Source organism: Rhizobium sp. RAF36, assembly GCF_052114105.1.
Classification (GTDB): Bacteria; Pseudomonadota; Alphaproteobacteria; order Rhizobiales; family Rhizobiaceae; genus Rhizobium.
Genome location: NZ_JBFREC010000002.1, coordinates 836,959 through 862,207 on the forward strand (window position 1 = coordinate 836,959; position 25,249 = coordinate 862,207).

27 protein-coding genes are annotated in these 25,249 nt (G+C 62.2%); 13 read left to right on the plus strand and 14 right to left on the minus strand.

Annotation, left to right across the window (positions count from 1 at the left end; all coding sequences use genetic code 11):
- Nucleotides 1-35: 35 nt before the first annotated feature.
- The 3 genes from AB4Z25_RS10040 to AB4Z25_RS10050 are packed head-to-tail and all read right to left on the minus strand — an operon-like array spanning nucleotide 36 to nucleotide 2,560.
- The gene (locus AB4Z25_RS10040; protein ID WP_112386440.1) at nucleotides 36-935 is read right to left on the minus strand and encodes a metal ABC transporter solute-binding protein, Zn/Mn family; all 900 of its coding nucleotides are present in this window, start codon (nucleotides 933-935) and stop codon (nucleotides 36-38) included.
- Nucleotides 936-950: 15 nt separating this feature from the next.
- Complete coding sequence (locus AB4Z25_RS10045) at nucleotides 951-1,823, minus strand: metal ABC transporter permease (protein ID WP_112386439.1); 873 nt, start codon at nucleotides 1,821-1,823, stop codon at nucleotides 951-953.
- Nucleotides 1,820-2,560 (minus strand): ABC transporter ATP-binding protein, encoded by a 741-nt coding sequence (locus AB4Z25_RS10050; protein ID WP_112537355.1) that lies wholly within the window; start codon nucleotides 2,558-2,560, stop codon nucleotides 1,820-1,822. The genes AB4Z25_RS10045 and AB4Z25_RS10050 overlap by 4 nt, the downstream gene beginning before the upstream one ends.
- Nucleotides 2,561-2,803: 243 nt before the next feature.
- On the opposite strand from AB4Z25_RS10050, the gene AB4Z25_RS10055 reads away from it, so the two are divergent.
- The gene (locus AB4Z25_RS10055) at nucleotides 2,804-2,932 is read left to right on the plus strand and encodes a type II toxin-antitoxin system ParD family antitoxin (protein WP_442207960.1); all 129 of its coding nucleotides are present in this window, start codon (nucleotides 2,804-2,806) and stop codon (nucleotides 2,930-2,932) included.
- 338 nt (nucleotides 2,933-3,270) lie between these two features.
- Here the strand turns inward: AB4Z25_RS10055 and AB4Z25_RS10060 are convergent, their stop codons facing one another.
- Together AB4Z25_RS10060 and AB4Z25_RS10065 are read right to left on the minus strand one after the other, a co-directional pair.
- On the minus strand, nucleotides 3,271-3,756 hold the full coding sequence (locus AB4Z25_RS10060) for a peroxiredoxin (protein WP_112518223.1): 486 nt from the start codon (nucleotides 3,754-3,756) through the stop codon (nucleotides 3,271-3,273).
- Nucleotides 3,757-3,822: 66 nt separating this feature from the next.
- Nucleotides 3,823-4,659: a protein-disulfide reductase DsbD domain-containing protein gene (locus AB4Z25_RS10065; protein WP_112537173.1), complete on the minus strand. Its 837-nt coding sequence runs from the start codon at nucleotides 4,657-4,659 to the stop codon at nucleotides 3,823-3,825.
- A 142-nt stretch (nucleotides 4,660-4,801) separates the two neighbouring features.
- Here AB4Z25_RS10065 and AB4Z25_RS10070 point away from each other — a divergent pair, with 142 nt between their 5' ends.
- The 3 genes from AB4Z25_RS10070 (at nucleotide 4,802) to AB4Z25_RS10080 (ending at nucleotide 6,857) form a co-directional block, all read left to right on the plus strand.
- Nucleotides 4,802-5,407: a YqgE/AlgH family protein gene (locus AB4Z25_RS10070; RefSeq protein WP_112386436.1), complete on the plus strand. Its 606-nt coding sequence runs from the start codon at nucleotides 4,802-4,804 to the stop codon at nucleotides 5,405-5,407.
- An 87-nt stretch (nucleotides 5,408-5,494) separates the two neighbouring features.
- Nucleotides 5,495-5,686 (plus strand): CsbD family protein, encoded by a 192-nt coding sequence (locus AB4Z25_RS10075; protein ID WP_112386435.1) that lies wholly within the window; start codon nucleotides 5,495-5,497, stop codon nucleotides 5,684-5,686.
- An 85-nt stretch (nucleotides 5,687-5,771) separates the two neighbouring features.
- Nucleotides 5,772-6,857 (plus strand): putative zinc-binding metallopeptidase, encoded by a 1,086-nt coding sequence (locus AB4Z25_RS10080; RefSeq protein ID WP_112537174.1) that lies wholly within the window; start codon nucleotides 5,772-5,774, stop codon nucleotides 6,855-6,857.
- On the opposite strand, the gene AB4Z25_RS10085 is transcribed toward AB4Z25_RS10080, so the two are convergent.
- Complete coding sequence (locus tag AB4Z25_RS10085; RefSeq protein ID WP_442207961.1) at nucleotides 6,854-7,447, minus strand: TetR/AcrR family transcriptional regulator; 594 nt, start codon at nucleotides 7,445-7,447, stop codon at nucleotides 6,854-6,856. The two genes, AB4Z25_RS10080 and AB4Z25_RS10085, sit on opposite strands and share 4 nt — an antisense overlap.
- A gap of 196 nt (nucleotides 7,448-7,643) precedes the next feature.
- Here AB4Z25_RS10085 and AB4Z25_RS10090 point away from each other — a divergent pair, with 196 nt between their 5' ends.
- Complete coding sequence (locus tag AB4Z25_RS10090) at nucleotides 7,644-8,042, plus strand: RidA family protein (protein ID WP_112518163.1); 399 nt, start codon at nucleotides 7,644-7,646, stop codon at nucleotides 8,040-8,042.
- A gap of 68 nt (nucleotides 8,043-8,110) precedes the next feature.
- Here AB4Z25_RS10090 and AB4Z25_RS10095 read toward each other — a convergent pair whose 3' ends face one another.
- The 5 genes from AB4Z25_RS10095 to thrC all read right to left on the minus strand — a co-directional run bounded on the left by AB4Z25_RS10095 (nucleotide 8,111) and on the right by thrC (nucleotide 15,764).
- Nucleotides 8,111-9,211, minus strand: coding sequence for a porin (locus tag AB4Z25_RS10095; protein ID WP_112537176.1), 1,101 nt, complete (start codon nucleotides 9,209-9,211; stop codon nucleotides 8,111-8,113).
- Nucleotides 9,212-9,488: 277 nt separating this feature from the next.
- On the minus strand, nucleotides 9,489-12,401 hold the full coding sequence (locus AB4Z25_RS10100) for a sensor domain-containing phosphodiesterase (protein ID WP_112537177.1): 2,913 nt from the start codon (nucleotides 12,399-12,401) through the stop codon (nucleotides 9,489-9,491).
- Complete coding sequence (locus AB4Z25_RS10105) at nucleotides 12,398-13,012, minus strand: GNAT family N-acetyltransferase (protein WP_112537178.1); 615 nt, start codon at nucleotides 13,010-13,012, stop codon at nucleotides 12,398-12,400. The genes AB4Z25_RS10100 and AB4Z25_RS10105 overlap by 4 nt, the downstream gene beginning before the upstream one ends.
- 28 nt (nucleotides 13,013-13,040) lie before the next feature.
- Nucleotides 13,041-14,339, minus strand: a complete 1,299-nt coding sequence (locus tag AB4Z25_RS10110; RefSeq protein ID WP_112537179.1) for a M16 family metallopeptidase — start codon at nucleotides 14,337-14,339, stop codon at nucleotides 13,041-13,043.
- Nucleotides 14,340-14,363: 24 nt separating this feature from the next.
- Nucleotides 14,364-15,764, minus strand: coding sequence for a threonine synthase (thrC, locus tag AB4Z25_RS10115; RefSeq protein ID WP_442207962.1), 1,401 nt, complete (start codon nucleotides 15,762-15,764; stop codon nucleotides 14,364-14,366).
- A 198-nt stretch (nucleotides 15,765-15,962) separates the two neighbouring features.
- Between thrC and AB4Z25_RS10120 the strand changes: the two genes are divergently transcribed.
- Nucleotides 15,963-16,661: a hypothetical protein gene (locus tag AB4Z25_RS10120; protein WP_310293753.1), complete on the plus strand. Its 699-nt coding sequence runs from the start codon at nucleotides 15,963-15,965 to the stop codon at nucleotides 16,659-16,661.
- 60 nt (nucleotides 16,662-16,721) lie between these two features.
- A complete protein-coding gene (locus tag AB4Z25_RS10125) occupies nucleotides 16,722-17,639 on the plus strand; it encodes a diacylglycerol/lipid kinase family protein (RefSeq protein WP_112537180.1) in 918 nt (305 codons plus the stop codon).
- Here the strand turns inward: AB4Z25_RS10125 and AB4Z25_RS10130 are convergent, their stop codons facing one another.
- Complete coding sequence (locus AB4Z25_RS10130; protein WP_112386425.1) at nucleotides 17,640-18,329, minus strand: HAD family hydrolase; 690 nt, start codon at nucleotides 18,327-18,329, stop codon at nucleotides 17,640-17,642.
- A gap of 180 nt (nucleotides 18,330-18,509) precedes the next feature.
- Between AB4Z25_RS10130 and AB4Z25_RS10135 the strand changes: the two genes are divergently transcribed.
- A complete protein-coding gene (locus AB4Z25_RS10135) occupies nucleotides 18,510-19,175 on the plus strand; it encodes a GntR family transcriptional regulator (protein ID WP_112537181.1) in 666 nt (221 codons plus the stop codon).
- A gap of 5 nt (nucleotides 19,176-19,180) precedes the next feature.
- Here AB4Z25_RS10135 and AB4Z25_RS10140 read toward each other — a convergent pair whose 3' ends face one another.
- Entirely contained in the window at nucleotides 19,181-19,867 is a 687-nt protein-coding gene (locus tag AB4Z25_RS10140; RefSeq protein ID WP_112537182.1) for an ArsR/SmtB family transcription factor, read from the minus strand.
- Between the two features lie 72 nt (nucleotides 19,868-19,939).
- Between AB4Z25_RS10140 and AB4Z25_RS10145 the strand changes: the two genes are divergently transcribed.
- From AB4Z25_RS10145 to AB4Z25_RS10165, 5 genes are all read left to right on the plus strand, one after another.
- Entirely contained in the window at nucleotides 19,940-20,269 is a 330-nt protein-coding gene (locus AB4Z25_RS10145; protein ID WP_112537183.1) for an NIPSNAP family protein, read from the plus strand.
- Nucleotides 20,266-20,622 (plus strand): antibiotic biosynthesis monooxygenase family protein, encoded by a 357-nt coding sequence (locus AB4Z25_RS10150; RefSeq protein ID WP_112537184.1) that lies wholly within the window; start codon nucleotides 20,266-20,268, stop codon nucleotides 20,620-20,622. The genes AB4Z25_RS10145 and AB4Z25_RS10150 overlap by 4 nt, the downstream gene beginning before the upstream one ends.
- 203 nt (nucleotides 20,623-20,825) lie before the next feature.
- Complete coding sequence (locus tag AB4Z25_RS10155) at nucleotides 20,826-22,199, plus strand: pilus assembly protein TadG-related protein (protein WP_112386420.1); 1,374 nt, start codon at nucleotides 20,826-20,828, stop codon at nucleotides 22,197-22,199.
- 148 nt (nucleotides 22,200-22,347) lie between these two features.
- Nucleotides 22,348-23,478: a site-specific DNA-methyltransferase gene (locus AB4Z25_RS10160; protein WP_112518152.1), complete on the plus strand. Its 1,131-nt coding sequence runs from the start codon at nucleotides 22,348-22,350 to the stop codon at nucleotides 23,476-23,478.
- A gap of 169 nt (nucleotides 23,479-23,647) precedes the next feature.
- Nucleotides 23,648-24,118 carry a DUF6790 family protein gene (locus AB4Z25_RS10165; RefSeq protein WP_112537185.1) on the plus strand — a complete coding sequence of 157 codons (471 nt, stop codon included), beginning with the start codon at nucleotides 23,648-23,650 and terminating at the stop codon, nucleotides 24,116-24,118.
- Between the two features lie 75 nt (nucleotides 24,119-24,193).
- Here the strand turns inward: AB4Z25_RS10165 and AB4Z25_RS10170 are convergent, their stop codons facing one another.
- A complete protein-coding gene (locus AB4Z25_RS10170) occupies nucleotides 24,194-25,114 on the minus strand; it encodes a hypothetical protein (protein WP_112537186.1) in 921 nt (306 codons plus the stop codon).
- Nucleotides 25,115-25,249 lie beyond the last annotated feature (135 nt).

The following is a 25,249-nucleotide window of genomic DNA, read 5'->3' on the forward strand; positions in this document are numbered from 1 at the left end:
GGAAAGGCCGCGGATTGCTCCGCGGCCCAAGCTCCTCAGCTCGACTTTGCGATCGCCGCGGTGATCTGGTCGACATTGTAGCGGAACATCTTCTCGTAGGTCGGAGCCGGTCCCTTGGCGTCGGAGAGAGACTCGACATAGAGCTCGCCGCCCGGCTCTGCGCCGGTTGCCTTGGCCACCTGCTTGACGAGACGCGGATCGTTGGAGTTCTCGAAGAAATACGTCTTCACATGCTCGGTCTTGATCTGTTCGATCAGCTTGGCAACGTCGGCGGCCGACGCTTCTGTTTCGGTGGAGACGCCGAGCGGTGCCAGGAAGCTCACCTTGTATTCGCGGCCGAAATAGCCGAAGGCGTCGTGGCTGGTCAGCACCTTGCGCCGGTCTTCAGGCATCGCGTCGAACTTCGCATGCGCATAGCTGTTCAGCTCGTCCAGCGTCCTGGTGTAGCGCTCGGCGTTGGCCTTGAAGGCTGCGGCATCGGCAGGATCGGCATCCGAGAGCGCCTTTTCGATGTTCTTTACCCAGATCTTCACGTTGACCGGGCTGTTCCACACATGCGGATCGGTCACGGTCTTGCCGTCCTCTTCCATGGTGCGGGTATCGATACCTTCGGAGACGGTCACCGGCGTACCCTTGTAGCCGGAGGCGGTGATCAGCCGGTCCATCCAGCCTTCCAGGCCCTCGCCGCTGACGAAGGTGACTTGCGCTGCCTTCAGATGCTTGGCATCGGCCGGCGACGGCTCGAATTCATGGGGGTCGCCATTCGGGCCGACCAGACTGGTCACTGTCACATGATCGCCGCCGACCTGTTTGACGACGTCGGCAAGCACGGTGAAGGAGGCAACGGTCTTCAGCGTTTCCGCCGAAGCCGGCATCGCCGAAGCGGCAATCAGCGCGGGCAATGCGGCTGACAGAAGCAGGGTTTTGGATCTCATGATGGTCTCCTTGGTTCAGCCCTTGAGATGTGGGCGGGGAAAATAGCGCCGGGCGAGGCCGGACGGTGCGAAGAAGATCGAAAGCGCGTAGAAGCCCGCCGCCGTCATGATGATCGTCGGCCCCGAGGCGAGTTCGAGATGGTAGGAGGCGACAAGGCCGAGATAGCCGGATGCCGTGGCGCTGACCGCGGCAATGGTCATCATCCGGGGCAGGCTGCGCGACCAGAGCTGCGCGATCGCCGCCGGCAGCATCATCAGCCCGACTGCCATCAGCGTGCCGAGTGCTTGGAAGCTCGCAACGAGATTGAGCACCACAAGCAGCAGAAACAGGAAGTGATAGAGCAAGCCGCGCCCGCCGACGGCGCGCAGATAGCCGGGATCGAAACACTCGGCGACCAGCGGCCGGTAGATGATCGCAAGCGCGAGCAGCGTCACCGACGTGATCGCACCGATTTGCGTCAGGGCAGGGGTGTCGATCGCCAGGATCGTGCCGAACAGCACATGCAGCAGGTCGATATTCGAGCCGCGCAGCGAGACGATGAGCACGCCGAGCGCCAGCGAAATCAGGTAGAAGCTCGCAAAACTGGCATCCTCCTGCAGCACCGTCACGCGGCTGACGACGCCTGAAAGCAGCGCCACCGAAAGCCCGGCGACCAGCCCGCCGATGCCCATCGCCGTGAGCGACAGGGATCCGGCAACGAGATAGCCGATCGCCGCCCCCGGCAGCACCGCATGGCTCATCGCATCGCCGACAAGGCTCATGCGCCGGAGCATCAGGAACACGCCGATCGGCCCGGAGCCGAGGCCGAGGCAGAGGCAGGCGACGAGCGCGCGGCGCATGAAACCGTAATCGGCGAAAGGTGCCAGAAAGATATCGTAGGCGGTCATGCGGCGGGCTCGCAGATCGCGGCGTCTTCGTCCCAGCGCTCGGCCATCGCCCGCGCCGTCATCAGGTTCGCTGCCGACATCACCTCCGGGGTCGGCCCCCAGCCGATCAGCTCGCGGGCGATCAGCATCGTCTCGGGGAAATGTGCCCGAACCTGCTCGAAATCGTGCAACACCGCGATCACCGTCCGCCCGTCGCCATGCCAGCGCGCCACAATGTCGAGAAGGTCCCGGGTGGTGCGCGCGTCGATCGCCGTGAATGGTTCGTCGAGCAGGATAACCTTGGCGTCCTGAAGCAGCAGCCGGGCAAACAGCACGCGCTGGAACTGCCCGGCGGACAGCGCGCCGATATGCCGGTTCTCGAAACCTTCGAGCCCGACGGCCGACAGCGCCTCGAGCGCCTTCTGCAGCTCGTTCGCGGCTACCCGTCCGAAGGCCCCGGCCTGCCGCCAGGCGCCCAGCATCACCGTATCCACAACCGAGATCGGAAAGCGCCGGTTGATATCGGCAGCCTGCGGCAGATAGCCGAAATCGAGCCGCGCCAGCCGGTGACGAATCTGCCCCGCCACCGGCCTGATCTCGCCGATGAGCGCCTTCAGGAGCGTCGATTTACCCGCCCCATTCGGCCCGGCAATCGCCGTCAGGCTGCCCTCGCGAAGGCTGCCGGAAACATGATGCACCGCCGGATGCCGGTCGTAGCTGACCGTCAGGTTATCGAGCTCGATGAGAACGGCACTCACGGCAGGATCACCGCCCAATGGATCGCCAGCCACAGCGCGGCGATCATCAACAAAACGAAACCGGCACGCACGGCAGCGGATTGCCGGAGCAGGTTGGGAAAGGGGCGGGGCATCGAAGTGCTCTCTAAAATGTAATAACGTAACAGTTATGTTATAACGAATATGGCAAAAGCACGGCGGATGCAAGCGGGAGGGCGCGGCGCCAACGACTTTCTATTAGCCTGTCAGAAAGGGAGCTTCGCCATGAAGGTATCGATCGAAAAGCAGTGGGAAGATTTCGTCGAGAGATTGGTTACCGAGGGGCGCTACCGGTCAGCCGAACAGGTCGTCACCGTAGGATTGAGCCTCGTCGCTCAGAGGAAGCGAAGCTGAAAAAGCTGCGCGATGTCATCGAGGCTTCCATCGCAGCAGGCGGAGACATCGGCGACGAAGAGCTAGGTGTTGTGTTGGAAACTCGGATCGCCGACCTGAGGGCTCAAGGGTAACTCCTTCATTCCTGTGCTCGTCACAGGAATCCAGTCACCGCGCGTCGGCGCGGTGGGGAGAGTCTTTCAGCCCAAGGACTTGGGCTGGCTGGATGCCTGTGACAGGCACAGGCATGAGGGATATGTCTTGCCAAGGGACACCCATCCCTACTGTGGGAGCGATAGCGTAATCGGCATCTTCAAAAAAGAAAGCGGCGGAACCAGCCCGCCGCCAACTGAAATAGCTTACAGCTGCTCGATCATCGCAGCCGCGCCCGACACCGTCGCCTGGCCGGGGCTTTCCTCGACGTTCAGCGACTTCACGACACCATCCTCGACAAGCATCGAATAGCGCTTCGAGCGTACGCCGAGGCCACCGGCGGAGAGGTCGGCTTCCAGGCCGAGTGCCTTGGTGAAACCAGCATCCCAGTCTGCCAGGAAGTGGATCTTGCCGAGGCCGCCGGATTGCTGCGCCCAGGCGCCCATCACGTGCCAGTCGTTGACGGCGACCACGGCGATGTCGTCGACGCCCTTGCCGAGAATTGTATCGCGATTTTCGAGATATCCCGGCAGATGGTTCAGCGAGCAGGTGGGGGTGAAGGCGCCGGGAACGGCGAAGAGCACGACCCGCTTGCCCTTGAACAGCTGTTCGGTCGAGGTCTCGACCGGGCCGTCCGATGTCTTTTCCTTGAAGGTGGCGGCCGGAAGGCTGTCGCCGATTGCGATGGTCATGAAACTCTCCTCGTTCGGATGATCAAGCGGCACAGGCCGCAGGCTGGCGGCGACTATAAAAGCCGCTCATTCAAAGGCAAGCGGTGTCTCCATGGCGCGATCGCCGTCGATGACGAGCGCACTCCAGCGCTTGCCCGAAATGCTGTAGTTCTTCGGCAGTTTGCCGATCGCCACGGAGGTCGAGAAGGTCTTGCCGTCGCGCTTGCTCATCAGTTGCTTGGTGAAGACATAGCCGCTTGGCCCGGTAACGATCACCGCCGGCGCCGTGTCGCCGCCGCCGGGCAGCGCGATGTCGAGCCAGAGTTCCTTCATGTCGGGCGAAAGCCTATGCGACACCACCTTGAAATCCGCGGATGCTGCTTCCGGCAGCGATGCCTCGGCCGTCTTCAGCAACGCTTCCTCCTCCGGCCGCGATTGCTTCGCACTCGACAGCGGCAGAGAAAACGCCGCCTGGAAGGGAACGCAGAGATCCTTGCAGATGCCGATGAAGGCAGTGGCCTTGATCTCGGCGGCCTGGTCTGCCGCCTGGAATGTCAGCGGCAGGATGACGGGTGCGTCATAGGCGATGTCGTCCACTTTGCCGTCATTGATATGCTTCGGCACCGGATAGCGCACCTCCGTCAGCGTGATGCCGCTTCCGGGCGCGACGGTGATCTGCGGCGGAATACCGCTGTTTCCGGGCTCCCGCCAATAGGTGATCCAGCCGGCTTTCGGCTCGATCTGGAGGCCGCCATGAACCGTTCCATCACGCTCCGGCGGCAGCGCGATCAGCCGCATGCGGCCGCCCTCGTTGTCGACCCAGGGGCTCATCTCCGCCCATGCGGTTCCTGCCAGGCAGCCTGAGGCTGCGGCATAAAGACAGAGGAGCCGGGCGCTGCCGGATGCGAAAGAAATAATCGTCATGGAACAAAGGTTTATCGAAAACTGCACCAGCCTGCCACAAGGACAGCAGGTCTATTTCTTCATTTTCGGTTGATTGATTTGTGACATTGCCCCATGTTTCCACTGTCGGGGCCTTTTCACCGGTCTGGCAGCAGGAGGAATTATGTCCTTATCGACGCTGAAGAACAGACGGGAACGTGGCTTTTTCGACGGGCAGTTCCTCATTGCCATGCCTGGCATGGAAGACAGGAATTTTGCGCGCACGGTCGTCTATATCTGCGCCCATTCCGACGCCGGAGCCATGGGTTTCGTCATCAACAGGCCGCAGAGCCTGACATTTACTGATGTGCTGCTGCATCTCGACATGATCAAGGACAGCGATTCCATCGTGCTGCCCGATTTCGCGCGCGATTTCCCGATCCAGACCGGCGGCCCGGTCGAGAGCGGCCGCGGTTTCGTGCTGCATTCCGACGATTATCTGAGCGATTCCAGCATCCCGGTCAGCGACGATATCTGCCTGACGGCAACGCTCGATATCGTTCGCGCCATCTCCAAGGGCGGCGGCCCGAAGCGGGCGACTATGCTGCTCGGCTATTCTTCGTGGGGGGCCGGACAGCTCGAGAGCGAAGTCGGAAACAACGGCTGGCTGACCTGCGCCGCCAACGAGACGCTGATCTTCGATCGCGGCCTCGATGACAAATATGAACGTGCTCTTGCGGGCATGGGTGTGACGGCGGCGATGCTTTCCGCCGATGCCGGCCACGCCTGAATTTCTTCGGAACGAAATCTGACAGGCGGCGTTTCCTCTCCGCAAACCCGGGCAAACCTGCCCGGTGCGATTTAGGAGGCATCTCACATGGGTAGCACCAGCGACAAGATTTCCGGCAAGACCAACGAAATTGCAGGCAAGGCCAAGCAGGCCATCGGCAAGGCCACCGACGATCACAGCCTGCAGGCCAAGGGCGCCGTGCAGGAAGGCAAGGGCAAGGCCCAGGTCGCTGCAGGCAAGGCCAAGGACAAGCTGAAGGGCGCCGTCGATCGGCTCTGATCTTTCAACGATTTCAATGACAATGCCTGTTGCGCCTCCGCGCGGCAGGCATTTTTAGTCCGTCCGGTATGCTTGGGGTAGTGCCATGAGGCTTTTCGACTGCGACAATTGCGATCAGGTCGTCCATTTCGACAATCGCCAATGTGTTCGCTGCAATCACCGGCTGGGTTTCCTGCCCGGCGACATGACGATGCATGCGCTGGAGCCGCGTGACGAGACCGCCTGGCAGCTGGTGGCTCGGCCGGAGCGCATCGTCCGCTTCTGCGCCAATGCCGGCCTCGATATCTGCAACTGGCTTGTCGCATCCGACGATCAGAACCCGTTCTGCATCGCCTGCAGGCACAACCGGCTGGTACCGAACACCAACACCCAAGACGGCATCGACCGGTGGCGGCGCATCAGCCAGGCACAGCGCCACCTGTTCTATTCGCTGCTGCGTCTGAACCTGCCACATCCCGACCGCGAGCAGGATCCGCAGGGCGGCCTCGTCTTCGATTTCCTCGAAGACACGGTTCAGTTCGACGGCAATGTCGTTCCGGCGATGACCGGTCACGAGGAGGGGCTGATCGCCATCCGCGCCGCCGAGGCCGATGACGTGACGCGCGAACTCGCCCGTAGCGCCATGGACGAGAATTACCGCACGCTGCTCGGTCACTTCCGGCACGAGACTGGCCACTTCATCTGGAACAAGCTGGTGCGCGACCGCGGCGCCTTCGATGCCTTCCGTGCCACCTTAGGCGACGAGCGTCAGGATTATAGTGCGGCGCTGCAGAGCCACTATGCCAATGGCGCTACTATCGGATGGCAGGAAAGCTATATCAGCGCTTACGCCGCCTCTCACCCATGGGAGGATTTCGCCGAGTGTTTCGCGCACTATCTCCACATCGTCGACACGCTGGAAACGGCGCGCGCCTTCGGCATCGCCATCGATCCGCGTGGTCATGAGGAGATGGCGGCGGAGGTGGACTTTCAGCCCTACCGTGCAAAGAGCGCCGGACAGCTCATCAGCGCCTGGATCCCGCTCAGCGTTGCCATCAATGCCATTCAGCGCAGCATGGGGCAGCCGGATGCCTATCCCTTCGTGCTGTCACCGCCGGTCGTTGCCAAGCTCGAATATCTCCACGCGCTCATCCAGAGCGCCACGGAAGCATCGCAGCGCTTTGCCGCCTAGGCGGTTTTCAGCAACCCGCCGGTCAGCTGGCGGAAGGCATCGACGACATTGGCGAGCACGGTTTCCGGGTCATCCGCTGCGGCAATCCACAGAGCGGCATTGAGGGCGGCGCCGTTGACGAGCCGCGCCGCAGCCTCGGCATTTACGGGCTTCACGGTTCCGTCGTCGATCAGCGCTTGGATCGTCTGCGCGGTCGTGCGCAGGCAGGCATTCTGGTTTTCCCATTGCGAGGGATCGCCGAGAACGGCGGGCCCGTCGAGCAGCATGATCCGCTGGATCTCGGGCTCCAGCGACATCTCGATATAGGCGATGGCCTCGGCCATGAACCCTTCCCAGGGAGTGGCCGCGGCGGCATGCGCCGCGCGCATCCGCACGAGGATTTCGGCATCCATCTGGTCGATCACCGCCTGCAGCAGACCTTTCTTGTCACCGAAATTGTGATAGAGCGCGCCGCGCGTCAGCCCCGCTTCCGCGGTGAGATCATCCATCGACGATCCGGCGTAACCCTTTGCCGCAAAAGCTTTTCTGGCCGCCTGGATCAGCTTCGCCCGGGTCTCTTCCATCATTTCCGCACGGCGTTTTCCAGCCACGGCATTCTCCTCGAAATTAACATACGCAACGTATGCGTATTGACATACGAAATGTATGCCAAATATATGGACATACGGAGCGTATATCAATTGCGCCCCGCATTGTGAAGCGCGGACCTCGCCGGAGAACACGGCAAATGGAACGGGCAGGCGATCGCGTCTGCCCGAGGGTCCGCTATTGTCATCAGGAGTGAACATGACCAAACGCGAAGCAATCTTCCCGGCCGGCCGCCACGCGCTTTACGCCGAACACCGCTATTCCGCAGCGATCCGCTCCGGAGACCTGCTGTTCGTCTCGGGGCAGGTGGGCAGCCGTGCCGACGGCTCGCCGGAGCCCGACTTCGCCCGCCAGGTAGAACTGGCCTTCGAAAACCTGAAGGCCGTCCTGAAGGCTGCGGGAGCGACGCTCGATGACGTCATCGACGTCACGACCTTCCACACCGACCCGCAAAATCAGTTCGAGACAATCATGGCGGTGCGCAACCGCATCATCGGCGAGGCGCCATATCCAAACTGGACTGCCGTCGGCGTCAACTGGCTGGCCGGCTTCGACTTCGAGATCAAGGTGATCGCAAGGGTTCCGCAGGCGGCCTGAGCAGGGGCCTAAAAGCAAGAGACCCGGCATTGTGCCGGATCTCTCATTTCACATCGATGCGGACAGGCTCAGAAATCCCGCTCCAGCCGGACGAAGCCTTCGACATAATGCGAGTCGTCGGTGCCCGGGAAATCGTGATTTTCAGCCACATAGGTCGCAGCCGTATGCAGTGTCAGGTCGTCGACGATCTTGTAGTCGAACGTCACGCCGCCGCGCCACATGCTGCCATTGTGATATTCGTCGTCGGCCTCACGGATCCTACCGCTATACTGCGCCTCCGGCGTTATGGTGAACTTGTCGTTGATCTTCAGCGCATATTGCGCGATCACCGACCATTCGCTTGCCTGGTAATAGGTATTCGGGCCGCTCGAATAGATGCCGGCAAGCTCGAACAGGCCGGGGCCGATTTCCGCTCCTATGCGGGCTGTGACGGAGCCATCCTGCATAGCAGCGTCATAGCCGCCATAGACCTGCCAGGTGAACCCTCCAGCCTTGCCGCCGACCATCGCGTCGATGCCGAGACCTCTCTCGGCTCCGTCGAAGTCCGCAGGGAGTTCATCCAGCGACAGGCCAGCATTGAAGCTGTCGCTGTCATATTCGTAGCGGATCGCATTCCATTTGGTGTCGTTACCGGTCATCAGATCAGATTCACCGGAGAAGTCGTTGTCCCACCAGCTTGCGAAGCGGCCGGCGCGGATACCGGCAAGCTCCAGATAGGCCTCGTCGATGATCGTATTGTCCGTGCCATAGGCGGCGGCATTCGACCAGCCCACAAACTCGGTGGTACGCGTGGCGGGACCGCCGCCGCCATAGTAGTTGGATTCGAGAACGATGCGGCTCGTCAGCGGGCCGTATTCGGTGTCGCTCTTGGCATCGACGCTCACATGGGCGCGGGTGTGACTTTCCCAGTCCTCGCCACCGGCGCCACCCGGCCCGTTGTTCTCATAACCGTCCCCAAAGCCGTAGCCGACTTCGAAGCGCAGATAGCCGCCGATCTTCAGGCAGGTTTCGGTGCCTGGAATGTAGAAGTAGCCTGTTCCGTACGCGTCGCAGACGCGGACATATTCCACGGATTCCGGCTCGGCGGCGACGATGGCGTCGGCAGCTTGAGCGCCGGAAACTGCTGCAAATGCAGCAGCGGAGCCGAGAAGAAGGCTCTTTATGTTCATGCTGTGTCTCCGTTTTGCAGACCGGCACTGTGGCTGGCCCGTATGTGGCGCGAGGCGTGCGGTGCCGCGAGGGGGACGCCGGAGAGGGAACGCGCCGATTGGCAACGGAAACAGTAAGCTCGCGGAGAACGGGCTCGTCAATTATATGCTAAACGCATATGTATAAAAAGTGGCAAAGCGCCACAAACGTGACGCCTTTGCCACATCGTCCTGTCACAATCTGCAATCGGAAGAATGGCCTGCGCGGGATCGTTTCCCGCATAGGCAATGGAGCGGCTTACGCCCGCTTCGTCAGCGGAAACCGTTCCTTCAGGAGCCGCAGCACCGATTCCGCCGGCATCGGGGGGCCGAAGAGGTAGCTCTGGCCGTAGCTGCAGCCCATCTTCGCAAGCTCGATCGCATCCTCGTTGGACTCGATGCCTTCGGCCACGACCTTCATGTCCAGTTCGCGGGCCATGTTGATCACCGAGCGCAGGATGGTGGCCTTCTTGTCGGTATTGTCGCGCACCAGCGCCTTGTCGAGCTTGATGGTGTCGAACGGGAAGCGCGTCAGGTAGGAGAGGGAGGAATACCCCGTGCCGAAGTCGTCGAGCGCCAGGCCGAGGCCCGCCTCTTTCAGCTTCTGCAGCACCAGGCGCGCCTGTTCCGGGTTCTCCATCACCATCGATTCCGTCAGCTCCAGCTTCAGGCGCGAGGGTTCGCAATGGGTCTTGGCTAGCACCGAGCGCACATCGTCATAGAGCTCGTTGTTGAGCAGCTGCACGCTGGAGAGATTGATCGACACGAAGATCGGCAATTCGCCGGTCTGGTTCTGCCAGCCCATCAGGTCGTTGGTCGCCTGTTCCAGCGCAAACAGCCCGAGCGGGCCGATGATGTCGGAGGCTTCCGCGATCGGGATGAACTCGGATGGCGGGATATTGCCGCGCTTCGGATGCTCCCAGCGCATCAGCGCCTCGAAACCGGCGATCTCGACATCCTCGAGCCGGGCGATCGGCTGATAGACCATCGACAGTTCCTTGCGCTCGATGGCGCGGCGCAGATCCGATTCCAGCTGCAGCCGGTCGGCCCCGAAATCGCGGAATGCCGGGCGGAAAGGCTCGACGCGATTGCCGCCGGCGCGCTTGGCGCGGTACATGGCCAACTCGGCGTCGCTCAGCATGCCGGCCGCATTCTCCTGCTGGTCGACCCAGGAGGAAAGGCCTATCGACGCGGTCAGGACGATCTCGCGATTGGCAAAGTTGATCGGCACCATGATCGCCTTGCTGATCGCATCGGCGAAATCGGCGATCTTCGCCGGATCGCGCTCGGAGACCAGGATCAGGCCGAACTGGTCGCCCGCCAGACGCGCCAGCGTGTCCTGCGCCTTCAACAGACGGCGCAGGCGCCGCGTCAGCGCGATCAGGATATTGTCGCCCGCGGCAACGCCGAGTGCATCGTTGACCAGCTTGTAGCGGTCGATATCGATCACCATCACCGTCGGGCGCAGCGTATCGCCCGAAGGCGCCAGCGCCAGCACCGATTGCAGGCGGTCGATGAACAGCTGGCGGTTCGGCAGGCCGGTGAGGTTGTCGTGCAGCGCGTCGTGCAGCAGCCGCTCGATGGAATTCTTCTGCTCCGTCACATCGACGATCGTGCCGACGCAGCGGATGATTTCGCCGTTGGAGCCGAGCACCGGCCGGGCGCGGATCAGCAGCCAGTGAAAATGGCCGTCCTCGGCGCGGATGCGGAATTCGTGGTTCAGGCGGCCGCGGCGATGTTCGAGCAGCACGTCGAGCGTGGCGCGGAAGCGGTCGCGGTCGTCAGGATGCAGCCGCGGCAGCCAGTTGCGCGCCGCGCCATGCATCGTTCCGGGCGACAGGCCAAGCTTCACGGAAACATCGGGAATGGTGACGACGCGGTCGCGCGCCACGTCCCAGTCCCAGACCATGTCGCCGGAGCCGGTCAGCGCCAGCGACTGGCGTTCGAGATCGGAAAACAGACCCTGCTGGAAAGCGCCGCCCGCAAAGGCGTGCTGCATCACGGTGAAGCCGATCAGCAGCACGATCAGCACCAGACCGCCGCCAAGCGCCGGCTGGATGATGTCGTTGTCGAGCCGGCCGGTGATCGTCAGCCATGCCCCGAATATCCACACCAGGATCAGCGCCCAGGCGGGCACCAGCAGAATGGCGCGATCATAGCGGTTGAGGCCGAGATAGACGATCAGCACCAGGCCCATCGTCGCTGTCAGCGCGAAGGAGAGGCGGGCGATGCCGGCGGCAATCGACGGGTCGTAGATCGCCACGCCGAAGAGCAGGGCAAGGCCGAGCACCCAGGCGAGCGTCGCGTAGCCGAGATGCGTATGCCAGCGGTTGAGGTTCAGGTAGGTGAACAGGAAGATGACGAAACTCGAGGCCAGCGCCACTTCCGCGCAGGCGCGCCATATTCGCTGGTCGGCCGAGGCGATGCTGATCAGCTTGCCGAGGAAGCCGAAATCGACGCAGATATAGCCGAGTACCGCCCAGGCGAGTGCTGCCGTTGCCGGCAGCATCGAGGTTCCCTTGACGACGAACAGGATGGTCAGGAACACGGCGAGCAGGCCGGCAATACCGAGCACGATGCCGCGGTAGAGCGTGAAGGCGTTGATGGTGTCCTTGTAAGCGTCCGGTTCCCAGAGATAGATCTGCGGCAGGTCGGGGCTTGCAAGCTCGGCGACGAAGGTGATGACGGCGCCGGGGTTCAACGTGATGCGGAAGACGTCAGCCTCGTCGCTCGGCTGCCGGTCGAGCGCGAAGCCCTCGCTCGGCGTGATCGCCATGATGCGCTGCGAGCCGAGATCCGGCCAGAAAAGCTTGGAATTTACCAGGCGGAAATGCGGGGCGACGATGACGCGCTCCAGCTGTTCTTCCGAAACGTTGGCGAGCGCGAAAACAGCCCAGTCGCCCTGGTGGTTGTCGGAGCTGGCACGTACCTCAATACGGCGCCGGATGCCATCGGCACCGGCTGCGGTGGACACCTGGAAGGCTTCGCCCTGGTTGGCGTAAATCTCGGTGGTCTTGGTGAGGTCGAGCGCCGTGTCGTCGCGCGAAATCTTCACCGGTTCAGCCGCCTGTGCGGTACCGGCGGCCAGCGCAAGCACCGACAGGAAGAGAGCTGCGATCACCGCGATCAATCGGCCGGACGGTGATGTGTGCAGCATGCGGTTCGTGGTCATCGGCTGTCGGTTTTCCTGCCTGTATCCGTATCGGTGGCGATCAGTGAAAACATCACATGGTCATGCCACTGACCGTTGATTTTCAAGTATCCGCGCAGATAGCCTTCCCGCTGAAACCCGGCTTTCTCAAGCAGGCGAATGCTCCGTGCGTTGTCTGGAATACAGGCTGCTTCGATACGGTGCAACTCAAGCCCTGCGAAGATATAGGGTATAACCAACTGAAGTGCGGCGAACATATGGCCCTGACCGGCGTGTTTCTCGCCCATCCAGTAGCCGATCATGCAGCTCTGCGCCGCCCCGCGGCGGATGTAGCCGATGGTGATGCCGCCGAGCAGTTCCATGTTCGGTTTGGAAAACAGAAAGAGCGGGATCGCCTGTCCGGAGGCATATTCCTGCTTGCCGCGGATGACGCGGGCGCGAAAGGCGCCCTCCGTCAGTTCGTCACGCCGCCAGGTCGGCTCCCAGGGTTCCAGAAACTTGCGGCTTTCGGAACGCAGCTTGTGCCACTGGTTGAAATCCTGATAGCGCGGCAGCCGCAACGCATAGCGGCTGTTCTCCAGCTCGACTGCTTCCGGCTGCCGCGACAGGAACCGAAATACCGATTTGGGCATCGATCACTCCCGGCGGGCTGAAAGCGGTCTAGCGGCTTGCCTGTTTGGATTGCGGCACATGGGCGGAGAGCGAAGCAGTGATGTCTTCCATCGGCGCAAGCTGCTCCAGCGGGCCGATCGCCGACAGCGTCGGAACGGTGTCGAAGAACAGCCGTCCGGCGAGATCGGTCAGACGCTCGACGGTGATGCCCTCGAGACGCTCCATCATCTCCGGATTGGAGATCGGACGGCCATAGAGCATCATCTGCCGGGCAATCTGGCCGGCGCGGGCGGCCGGGCTTTCCTGACCCATCAAAAGCTGGGCGCGGATCTGGGCGCGGGCGCGTTCGATTTCCTTCTGCTCGATCGAACCGGCAGACTTGTGCAGCTCGTCGATGATCACAGGCACCAGCTCCGGCAGGTTCTCGCCGCCGGTCGCGGCATGGATGCCGAAGATGCCGGTGTCGGAAAAGCCCCAGTGGAAGGCATAGATCGAGTAGCAGAGGCCGCGAATTTCGCGCACTTCCTGGAACAGCCGGGACGACATGCCGCCGCCAAGAATGTTGGCGAGGATCTGCGAACAGTAGAAGTCGCGGGCGTGATAGGCCTTGCCTTCGAAGCCGAGCAGGATCTGCGCATCCATGAGATCGCGGGTCTCGCGGATATTGCCGCCGATATAGCGCGCGGGCTCCATGACGGGCGTCGCGATCGGCGCTGTCGGCAGGCCGGCGAAGCGCTGTTCCACCATCTTCACGAACTCGTCGTGATCGACGGCACCGGCTGCGACCACGAACATCCGGTCGGTCGTGTAGTTGCGGCCGAGATAGGTGCGGATCTGCTGTGGCGAGAATGAAACGACCGTCTCCGGCGTGCCGAGAATGGCGCGGCCGAGCGTCTGGTCCTTGTAGGCGGTCTCCGAAAACTTGTCGAAAACCACGTCATCGGGCGTGTCGTTGGCGGCGTTGATTTCCTGCAGGATGACCTGCTTTTCGCGCTCCAGCTCATCTTCCTCGAACGCCGATTCCGTCAGGATGTCGGCGAGGATATCGATGGCGAGCGGCACGTGGTCCTTGAGAACGCGGGCATAGTAGGAGGTCGTTTCGGTCGAGGTTGCGGCATTTACTTCGCCGCCGACATCCTCGATTTCCTCTGCGATATCGCGTGCCGAGCGGCGCGCGGTTCCCTTGAAAGCCATGTGTTCGAGCAGGTGGGCAATGCCATGCTCGTCTTCCGTTTCGTTGCGCGAACCTGATTTGATCCAGACCCCGAGCGCGGCACTTTCAAGGTGCGGCATGGTCTGTGTCACTACTGTCAGCCCGGATTTGAGCCGGGTGCACTCAACTGTCATTGGCTATCTTTCTGCGCTGCCGAATTACGTCCGGGCATGCTTGCCGATAAAGCTTTCAACGGCCTTAAGTTCCGGATCGATGACTTGGAAGCGCTCCTCCTTAAGCATCAGATCAGCAAGCCACGTCGGGAGCGCCGGGTCAATACCGGAGGCCGATTTTACGGCCGCCGGGAACTTAGCCGGGTGGGCGGTGGCAAGCGTCACCATCGGCGTATTCGGCTTCTCGTGCTTGGCGGCAACGAAGACGCCGATCGCCGAATGCGGATCGAGCAGATAGCCCGTCTCGGCAAGCGTTTCCTTGATCGTCTGCGACACCTGCTTCTCGCTGGCGCGGCCGGCGCGGAAGTCCTTCTTGATGGCGGCGAGCGCCTTCGGGGCGATCTCGAAACCGTTCGATTGCTTCAGGCTGTCCATGGCGTGGCGCACCTTGGAAGCGTCACGGTCATAGGCCTCGAACAGCAGCCGTTCGAAGTTGGAGGAGATCTGGATATCCATGGACGGAGAGGTGGTCGCCTTGACCTCCTTCATGTCGTAGCGGCCGGTCTTCATCGTCCGCGCCAGGATGTCGTTCTCGTTGGTGGCGATCACCAGCTTGCCGATCGGCAGGCCCATCTTCTTGGCGGCATAGCCCGCGAAGATATCCCCGAAATTCCCCGTCGGTACGGTGAACGAAATCTTCCGGTCCGGTCCGCCGAGCGCGACCGAGGTGGTGAAGTAATAGACGATCTGAGCCATGATGCGGGCCCAGTTGATCGAGTTGACGCCCGACAGCTTGACCTTGTCGCGGAAGGCGCCGTCATTGAACATCGCCTTCACCAGATTCTGGCAGTCGTCGAAATTGCCGTTGACGGCAAGCGCATGCACGTTCGGCGATGTCGAGGTCGTCATCTGCCGCTGCTGCACCGGTGACACCTTGCCATGCGGGAAGAGGATGAAGATGTCGGTGCGCTCGCGTCCCGCAAAGGCGTCGATCGCCGCGCCGCCGGTATCGCCGGAGGTGGCGCCGACGATCGTCGCGCGCTCGCCGCGCTTTTCCAGCGCATAGTCCATCAGGCGGGCGAGCAGCTGCATCGCCACGTCCTTGAAGGCCAGCGTCGTGCCGTGGAAGAGCTCCATGACGAAGCTGTTCGGGCCGGTCTGCACCAGCGGCGCGATCGCCGGATGGCGGAAGGTGCCATAGGCCTCGTCGATCATCGCCCGGAAGGTTTCGGCCGGAATTTCGCCATTGGTGAAGGGCGAGAGAATCGTGAACGCGATATCCTGATAGCTCTTGCCGCGCAGCGCCCGGATGTCCTTCTTGGAGAACTGCGGCCATTGACGCGGAACGTAGAGACCGCCATCGCGGGCAAGACCCGTCAGAAGCGCATCGCAAAAGCCGAGAGAAGGGGCCTCGCCGCGGGTCGAGATATAGTCCACGTTCTTCATCCTTGACGTTATGGCCGGAAGCGATCCGGAGAAGGAAAGCAAGCGCCTGAAATGCTGCGAGCCGAAATGTGCATCAAAACGGCGCTTACCCAATCGATTTTTGTTTGCGCCGCTGATATAGACCATCGCAAACTGTGACGAAAGGCCTTGCAAACGCGACTTCGGGCCTGCCAAAAAACTTTGTAAGAGGGTGGAATAATCGTGTTCGGCAAAGTCCCGCGTCTCATCGCTTCCGCATCGTTGGCCGCTCTTCTCGCAGGCTGCAGCTCGCTTGGCATGGGCGGCGACAGCAAGCCGGCAGAGGCTTCCGCGCAGACCGGTGGCACCGCGCAGATCATGCCGATGGCACCGCAGAATCCATCTTCGACAGACAAGCCGATCGGCACCGCCACCAATGCGTCAGGTGCCGTGCAGCCGGTCGTTCAGGGCGCTTGCCCGCAGATCTACATGCGCGATCAGGATGCGATCTTCCGCACCTATGCCAAGGGCGGCAAGAAGGCTGTCGTCAACAGCGCCGCAGGCCAGCAGGATGCGCAGCCGACGGATCAGATCGTCTATCAGGCCGCATTCGGCGACTATACGCGCCAGTGCACGCTGAACGACCAGAACCTGACGATGACCATCGTTGCGCAGGTTCGCGTACTCGCCGGTCCGGCAGGCGGCCCTGGTACCGTGTCGCTGCCGATTCGCATTAGCGCTGTCGACAGCCAGGGTGCAATCAACAGCGAGACCGTGCCCTTCACCGCGCAGATACCGGCTGGCCAGACGTCGACGCAGGTCCTGTTCCGCCACGACGGCTTCAAGCTGCCGGTGGGTTCGGGTTCGCTGGTTCGCGTCAATATCGGCTTCGATCAGGGCAACGCCCCGAAGACCAAGAAGAAAGCCAAGAGCTCCTAACAGGCCGCTTGTTTCGCTTCTTCCGTCATGCTTCTGTCATGGCGGGAGAGATTATTCGCGATGAAAATCGGCATCGTTCTCAATCCGGCGTCTGGAAGGCGGGGCAGGCGGGTGTTCTGGTCCGCGTTGCGGCGTGCGCTCGAAGCCCGCTCGGCCGATATCAGCCTGCGTGAAACCAAGGGCTTCGGCGATGCTGGGCGCCATGGGCGGGAACTCGCCGAAGACGGCTGCGATCTAGTGCTGGCCGTCGGTGGCGATGGCACGGTCGGCGAGGTCGCAGGCGGTATCCTCACATCAAGGCGTCCGGGCGCGGTCTTCTCCTTCATTCCGACGGGCACTGGCTGCGATTTCGCCCGCAATTTCGCCATCCCCCGTGAACCCTCGAAGATTGCCGAACATCTGTTGACTGCACCGGTGCGCTCGGTCGATGCCGGGCTGCTGACCTGCAAAAACGAAGACGGCGTGAGCTGCACCCGGCATTTCATCAATATCGCCAGCTTCGGCGTTTCGGGAAAGATCGTCAGCGCCGTCAACGAAGCGCGGCGAGGCAGGCGGCTGCCGGGGCCGATGGTGTTCTTCTATCACAGCCTCATGCAGATCCTGCGCTACAAGCCCTGCAGTATCCGGCTGCGGCTCGATGGCGAGGATGTCTATGACGGGCCGATCACCGCCGTTGCGGTCGCCAACGGTGCCTGGTTCGGCGGCGGCATGAAGGTGGCGCCCGGCGCCGATGTTTCCGACGGGCTCTTCGATGTGGTGATCATCAGGGGTGCCGCGAGGCTGCGCGTGCTGACGCTGATGAACAGCATCTACAGCGGCAAGCATGTGAAAAGCCCGCTGGTCAGCATCCACCGGGCGCGTCTGGTCGAGGTCTGGCCGGCCGGCGAGGCGGCACCTGTCGATAGCGACGGCGAAGCGCCGGGGCATATCCCGGCACGTTTCGAGATACTGCCTGGCGCCGTCAACCTGCTCGTCTGATCAGAGCGCGCCTTCCCATTCGGAAAGTGCGGCAACGACACCCGGAAGATCGCTCATCCGCGAGATCACTGTTTCCGCACCTGCATCCGTCAGATGGTCGGCATGCGAGGGATAGCTGTGCGACGCACCGGTAAAGCCGATGACGCGCATACCGGCACTGCGGGCCGCATGGACGCCATGAACGGAGTCCTCGACGACAACGGTGCGCGACGGCGAAACGCCCATCTTCTCCGCGCCATGCAGGAAAATGTCCGGCTTCGGCTTGGTGCGGTCGGGGCCAAGGTCCTTGGCGGAAAAGATGTTCGGCGCAAACAGCGGCTTGAGGCCGACCTTGCCGAGCATCATGTCGAGGCGTGCAGAGCTCGAATTGGAGCAGATGCAGCGCTGCAGATCGAGCTTGGCGATAGCAGCGGCGACACCGGCGATCGCCTCGACATCCTGCTGGAGCTTGAGATCGAGCAGCTTCTCGGACTTGTCGAGCAGCGAGGCCGAAAGCGGGATGCTGGCATCACGCTCGACCTGTAGAAGAATGTTCTTCCAGGTCAGGCCTGCGAAGCGCTCGGCCATCTCTTCCGGGCTGATCGGGTAACCGGCCTCGGTGAGAAGGGCGGATTCGACTTGCGCCGCGATGATTTCGGAATCGACCAGAACGCCGTCACAGTCGAAGATAATGAGGTCGAAGCCCTGCATGTTCGTCCAGCCTTGTTGGGGATGGCGGCGGTTTACACGATGGCGTTCCAAAGCTCAACGGGGGCGTTGACATGGCAGCGATGCGCGCTGTGGGCGGCTTGTCGCCGCCGAATGCCATTTGCGCCGGAAGGCACCGCAGGATAGCCTCGCCAAGCCGATTCCCGCGCATTACTGGACAGCATGGCCAAGGAACCCGAAGACACGATCGCAAGCCGCATCAGCCGCATCCTGGCGGAGCGTATCGTGCATGGCGAACTGGCCGCCGGCGTCAGGCTCCGGCAGGACCATATCGCCGAGGAATTCGGCACCAGCCATGTGCCGGTGCGCGAAGCCTTCCGCCGCCTCGAAGCGCAGGGGCTGGCGATTAGCGAGCCGCGCCGCGGTGTGCGCGTTGCCTCCTTCGATCTGGAAGAGGTACGCGAAGTCGCCGAAATGCGCGCGGCTCTTGAGGTTCTGGCGCTCCGCCACGCCGCCAAGCATTTGACATCGGCGATCCTCGATGCCGCCGAGCAGGCGACCAGGGATGGCGATGCGGCGGCCGACGTGCATGCCTGGGAAGAGGCGAACCGCCGCTTCCACCGGCTGATCCTCGCGCCCTGCAACATGAACCGCCTGTTGGCGGCGATCGACGATCTGCATGCGGCAAGCGCCCGGTTCCTGTTCTCGGCCTGGCGTTCCGGCTGGGAAAAGCGCACCGACCACGATCACCGCGCCATCCTGCTGGCGCTACGCCAGGGCCGCATCGATGAGGCGGCGGTCGTCCTGCAGAAACATGTGCAATGGATCGGCCGTTCTCCCTCGGCGCGCAAGCCCGGCGAGCCGGAAGCCTTCGCCATCGTCGGCTGATTGGCTCAGGCCTCGACCGGAAAGAGCTGCAGAAACTGCCGCTCGCCTTCGGGCGAAAAGATCACGGAGCGGCTTTCGGCCGTGCGCCGCGCCCAGCCCTTGTCGAAGAAGTTGGACAGCAGCGCCTTGCCGAGGCTGCCCGCCAGATGCGCGCGTCTCTCGCTCCAGTCGAGACACGAGCGGCAGAGCGGACGGCGCGAGGATTTCAGGCCGTGCAGGTCTATGCCGATGCACTGGAACCGGTCCTCGCCCTTTGCCGTCACCGCCAGTCCATCGCCGATGGCCTCGATCGCCCCGGAGGCGACGAGGCTGTCCAGCATCCGCACGCCATAATCGCCGGCCAGATGGTCGTAGCAGATGCGTGCCTTGCGCAGCGCCGGTTCCTTTGGTCCCGGCTGGTGGCGCAGATGCCCACGCCCGGCGGCAAAGCCCATGATGCTTTCAAGCAATTTGCCGACGCCGTCATCGGCAAGCGTGAAATAGCGATGGCGCCCCTGCTTGCGCTGCGAAAGCAGGCTGCCGGTCTCAAGCTTGGCAAGATGCGCGCTTGCCGTCTGCAGCGTGATGCCGCCGGCGGCCGCAAGCTCCGTCGCCGTCAGCGCCTTCCCGCCCATCAGCGCCGTCAGCATGTTGGCGCGGGCGGGATCGCCGATGAGCGAGCCGATTTGTGCGATGTCTGGTCCTTCTTTCATACTTCGATCGTAACCGAAGCATGCCGGTGCCGCAACATGGCAAAACTCTTCTCACAACAACAGGAGAAAGAGATGCTCACCTGCTTCATCCGCTACGAGATCGACCCGTTCAAGAAGGAAGCCTTCGCCGAATATGCCCGCACCTGGGGGCAGGCGATCCCGCAGAACGGCGCCGATCTGATCGGCTATTTCGCCCCCCATGAGGGTTCGCTGACGACGGCTTACGGCGTCTACAATATCGAAAGCCTTGCCGCCTACGAAGCCTATCGCGCCAGGCTCGCCGCCGATCCGCGCGGCCGCGAGAACTATGAATTCGCCAAGCGCGAGCGCTTCATCCTCCGGGAGGACCGCATCTTCCTGAAAAATGTTTCGGCACCCCATGCCAGGCTGGTGCAGCCATGATCGCCGTCATCTTCGAGGTCGTGCCGTTTCTCGGCGAACGCCACAAATATCTCGATCTGGCGGGAGAGCTGCGCGCCGAGCTGGAGAGCATGGATGGCTTCATCTCCATCGAGCGCTTCGAAAGCCTGACGATGCGCGGCAAGATCCTGTCTCTGTCCTTCTGGCGCGATGAGGAGGCCGTCAAGGGCTGGCGCAATCGCGAAGCGCACCGCAACGCCCAGGCCGCCGGCCGCAACGGCGTCTTTGCCGATTACCGCCTGCGCATCGGCCACATTGTCCGCGATTACGGCATGTTCGAGCGCGACGAGGCGCCGGATGACAGCCGCAAGTTCCACGACACCGCCGGGGCTTGAAAGGGCCAAGACAACGAAGGCGTGCCGGCGAAAATTCCGGCATGCCACCAGTGATAGAATAAAATTGAAATATCACTTCTATCTAAAGTATTTATCGCCTTTCTATTTCAGTCACGAAGCCGTGAAAACGCTTCCATGCTTACTCTATATTATCGAATGGTGTGCATAACGGCACTATATTTTAGCTCCGAGGCATACTCAAAATGCGTTCTTTACGTCCCTTTCTCAAGGACCGGCGTGGCAATTTCGGTGTCATGACGGCAATCCTGATGGTGCCGCTGCTCGGCGCTGCAGGTCTTGCTGTCGACTACAGCGACCAGAGCGAGCTTCGGACCGAACTGATGGAGGCAGCCGATGCTGCAGCCCTCGGCGCCATCTCCCCGCAGTCGTCAGGCTACAAGGCGATCCAGTCGATGACCGGCGACGGTGAGGTCAGCATTGCCGAGCAGGATGCGCAACAGATGTTCATGGCGCAGCGCTCAAGCGGCCTTAGCCAGACTGCCGGCTCGCTGCCTATCAACGTCTCGATCAAGGTCGCCAAGCAAAGCGGCGTCGTCACCTCCACCGTCAATTTCGGCACGCAGGCGCCGACCACGTTCATGAAGATTCTGGGCATCAATTCCATGCCTGTCAGCGGCACGGCGACCGCCTCCAGCGGCGGCATGTCAAGCGCCAGCTACACCGACTTCTACCTGCTGCTCGACAATACCCCGTCGATGGGCATCGGCGCGACGCAGGCCGATATCGACGCGCTTGTAAAGGCGACCGCAAATGCCCCGGATGCCGCGGGCCGCAACTGTGCCTTCGCCTGCCATATGGTCTGGGGCAGCGGCGTCGAAAACACGGACAGCAATTATCTCATTGCCCGCGCCAACGATATAACGCTGCGGATTGACGTGGTCACCGAGGCGGTCAAGGGGCTGATGGACGATGCGGCCGGGGAAACCCAGCCGAACCAGTACCGCTTCGCCGCCTATACGTTCGGCGCCGCGGCCTCTGAAACGGCGCCCTATTACGGTATCCAGCGGATCGCAACCCTGACCGGCGATCTCTCGACCATGCGCAACGCCATTGGCCAGATCAACCTGATGACGACGCAGCATCATCAGTTCAACGAGGATGCGCTGACGAGTTTCGACACGGCGCTGACCAGCATCGGCAAGGAAATCAAGACCGATGGCGGCACCGGCGCCAGCACCGGCGACCGCCAGGAAGTGGTGTTCTTCGTGACCGACGGCCTGGGCGACAGCCGCAAAAGCAGCTGCACCGGCGGCTCCTGGTGGTCCAACCCCGATCGCTGTCTGCAGCCGATCGACCCGAAACTCTGCTCGGCGCTGAAGGATCGCGGCATCAAGGTCGCCGTGCTCTACACCACCTACCTGCCGATCCCCACCGACCCGATCTGGAACCAGGCGATCAATCCGGTCTTTGCCAAGAATATCGGACCGAATCTGAAAGCCTGCGCCACCGAGGGGCTGTTTTTCGAGGTCAAACCCACCGACGACATGGCCGCCTCGATGTCGGCCTTGTTCAGCAAGGCGGCGAGTGCCACGAGCGGCCTCAGGCTGACGAATTGAGGGGAGGCGGGCCAGGTGCCCGCCTTTTCATTTTCTGCGTGTATAGTTCGATAATTTCCCGAAATCGCTCACCGCTTCAGGCTTTGGTAACCAAACTGGGTAACCATAACGGTCAGTTAAAAGCGTAAGTGTATGAGCGAGTAACATAATGGCGTCTGTCTTTCCGCTTGCCGATCTTAAGACCTCCGTTAAGCCGGATTCCTGGATCGACACGATCATCAAGGGTGATTGTGTCGCGGCCCTCGAGGCCCTGCCGACCAATTCCGTCGATGTGATCTTTGCCGACCCGCCCTATAACTTGCAGCTCGGCGGCACGCTGCATCGACCCGACCAGTCGCTGGTCGATGCCGTCGATGACGAGTGGGACCAGTTCGCGTCCTTCGAGGCGTATGATGCCTTCACGCGCGCATGGCTGCTCGCCTGCCGCCGCGTTCTGAAGCCGACGGGCACCATCTGGGTCATCGGTTCCTATCACAACATCTTCCGCGTCGGCGCCACGCTGCAGGATCTGAATTTCTGGATCCTCAACGACATCGTCTGGCGCAAGACCAACCCGATGCCCAACTTCAAGGGCCGCCGGTTCCAGAACGCCCATGAGACGATGATCTGGGCAAGCCCGGACGCCAAGGCCAAGGGCTACACCTTCAACTACGATGCGCTGAAAGCATCGAACGACGACGTGCAGATGCGCTCCGATTGGCTGTTCCCGATCTGCAGCGGTGGCGAGCGCCTGAAGGGCGACGACGGCAAGAAGGTTCATCCGACCCAGAAGCCGGAAGCACTGCTCGCCCGCGTCATCATGGCCTCCTCGAAGCCCGGCGACGTGATCCTCGATCCGTTCTTCGGTTCGGGCACGACGGGCGCCGTCGCCAAGCGCCTCGGCCGCCACTTCGTCGGCATCGAGCGCGAGCAGGATTACATCGATGCGGCGTCCGCCCGCATCGCCGCCGTCGAGCCGCTCGGCAAGGCGGAGCTGACTGTCATGACCGGCAAGAAGCAGGAAGTGCGCGTCGCCTTCAACGTTCTCGTCGAAAGCGGTCTGATCAAGCCCGGCCAGGTGCTCTACGATGCACGCCGCCGCTACAGCGCGATCGTCCGCGCCGATGGAACCGTGGCCTCCGGCGGCGACGCCGGCTCCATTCATCGCCTGGGCGCAAAGGTCCAGGGCCTTGATGCATGCAACGGATGGACCTTCTGGCATTTCGAAGACGGGCAGACCCTGCGCCCGATCGACGATCTCCGGGCCGTCATCCGCAGTGATCTGGCGAAGGCCGAATAACGTAAGCCTCTACCGATCAAGACTACCTTCTTCCGGTGTTTGTACCTCCAGTTACGGAAGAAGGCTCATGGCGCCCGGGATCAACACCCCGGGCGCCTTTCTTTTGATCTTGCTAACTTGCCGCGTCCCATCGTTAACTGGCAGCCAATGCGTGATCTTGGGGGCTGTCATGTATTTCGCAACAGTGCTTTTGTTGATGCTGGTATTGCCCGTCGTTTCCGTGATTTCGGAAGCGGTCTTCGCCGGCAATGCCGATCTGCTTTTTCTCGTCGGCAGGTGGTTCGTGTTCTGGGGTGTCGGCCTGCGCCTTCTGCTCGCTGGTCTCAAGCAGGTCGCCCAGCCGTCCTTTACGGCCGAAAAGATCTTCGGCGTCACTGACGAGAAAGCATTTCCACTGGTCCAGGAGATTGGCTTCGGCAATCTGTCGATCGGATTGCTGGGTGCAGCGAGCCTTTTCCAGCCGAACTGGGTAGTGCCGGCTGCACTGGTCGGCTGCATTTTCTTCGGTCTGGCTGGGCTGAAACACCTTACGCAGCCGTCGAGGAACAGAAACGAGACCGTCGCCATGCTCTCCGACATCGGCATCTCTGCCGTGCTTGCCATCTATCTCGCCGCCCACGTCCTGACTTTCGCAGCGTAGAAACGCTTCGCGTAAGGCAAACAGAAAAACGCCCGGAACGTATCCGGGCGTCTAGTTTGATCGCAGGTCGGGCTGTCAGCGCCTCAGAAGCGCCTCGCGCTCTTCATCGTCGTCCCGCTGGCGTCCACCGATCGCGGCAGACACACTGGCGATGAAGGCGCCGACGAGCAGCGACATGGCGCCGATCAGCGCAACACCCGATGCCGTCTTGCGGGCCGTATCGGCAGCCTTCTGCGCCGCTACCTTCGCATCGTCGATCCGCTTCAGCACGCCATCGACGCGGGTCTTCGCGTCGGCTTCGGAAAGCCCGGTGCGCGAGGCAACCACTTGGTCGAGATAGGCACGATCGTCGGCAGAGATTTCGCCCTGTGCGGCACCGCTGACCAGCACGCGGGAAATCTGGGCGCTGACGGCTTCGTTGCTCTGGTTCTCAGGCGCAGCTCTGCCATCAGCCGGGCGCAGCAGCGCATCGGTGAAGTAGGATGTCGAGAAGCCGCCCGTATTGTCTGAACCGGACACTGCAGCCGCTGCTCCCGCGCCACCCACTGCCGCTGTCGCTCCAACCGCACTCGCGGTCGCACTGGCACCGGCACTGACGAGCGAGGATACCGCCGAGCCCAGCAGGCCGATAACAACAAGCGTGGCCAGCGCCCAGGCCAGAAAGCCATGCGCCGTGTCGCGAAAGAATACCTCATAGGTGTGAACGCCGACCCACTTTGAGCGAAGCCGGCCGGTGATATAGCCGCCGAGCGCCGACGACGCCCATTGCACGACGATCAGCCACACGGCCGCCGTCGCCCCGATCGTCGCCAGCGAGCTGCTGCCGTTGGCGAAGGGCGAAATCATCGTCAGCCCAAGTCCGGAGCCGATCAGCATGAAGATCAGGGTAATCGCCGTTGCGGCCAGCGTGCCGGCGAGAATCGGTCCCCAGCTGACGGCCGAGGACGACGATTCCTGCGGAGCGCCGGTAACGACGCTCGATACGGGTTGCGACATCGTGATCTCCTAGTGCCAGAACAGAAGGATGATCAGGATCAGCGGAATCGGAACCCCGAGAAACCAAAGCAAAATACCTCTACCCATCCTATTCCTCCTGCCGGCTCTGCCGGGCTGCTGATTGATGCCTGCCGC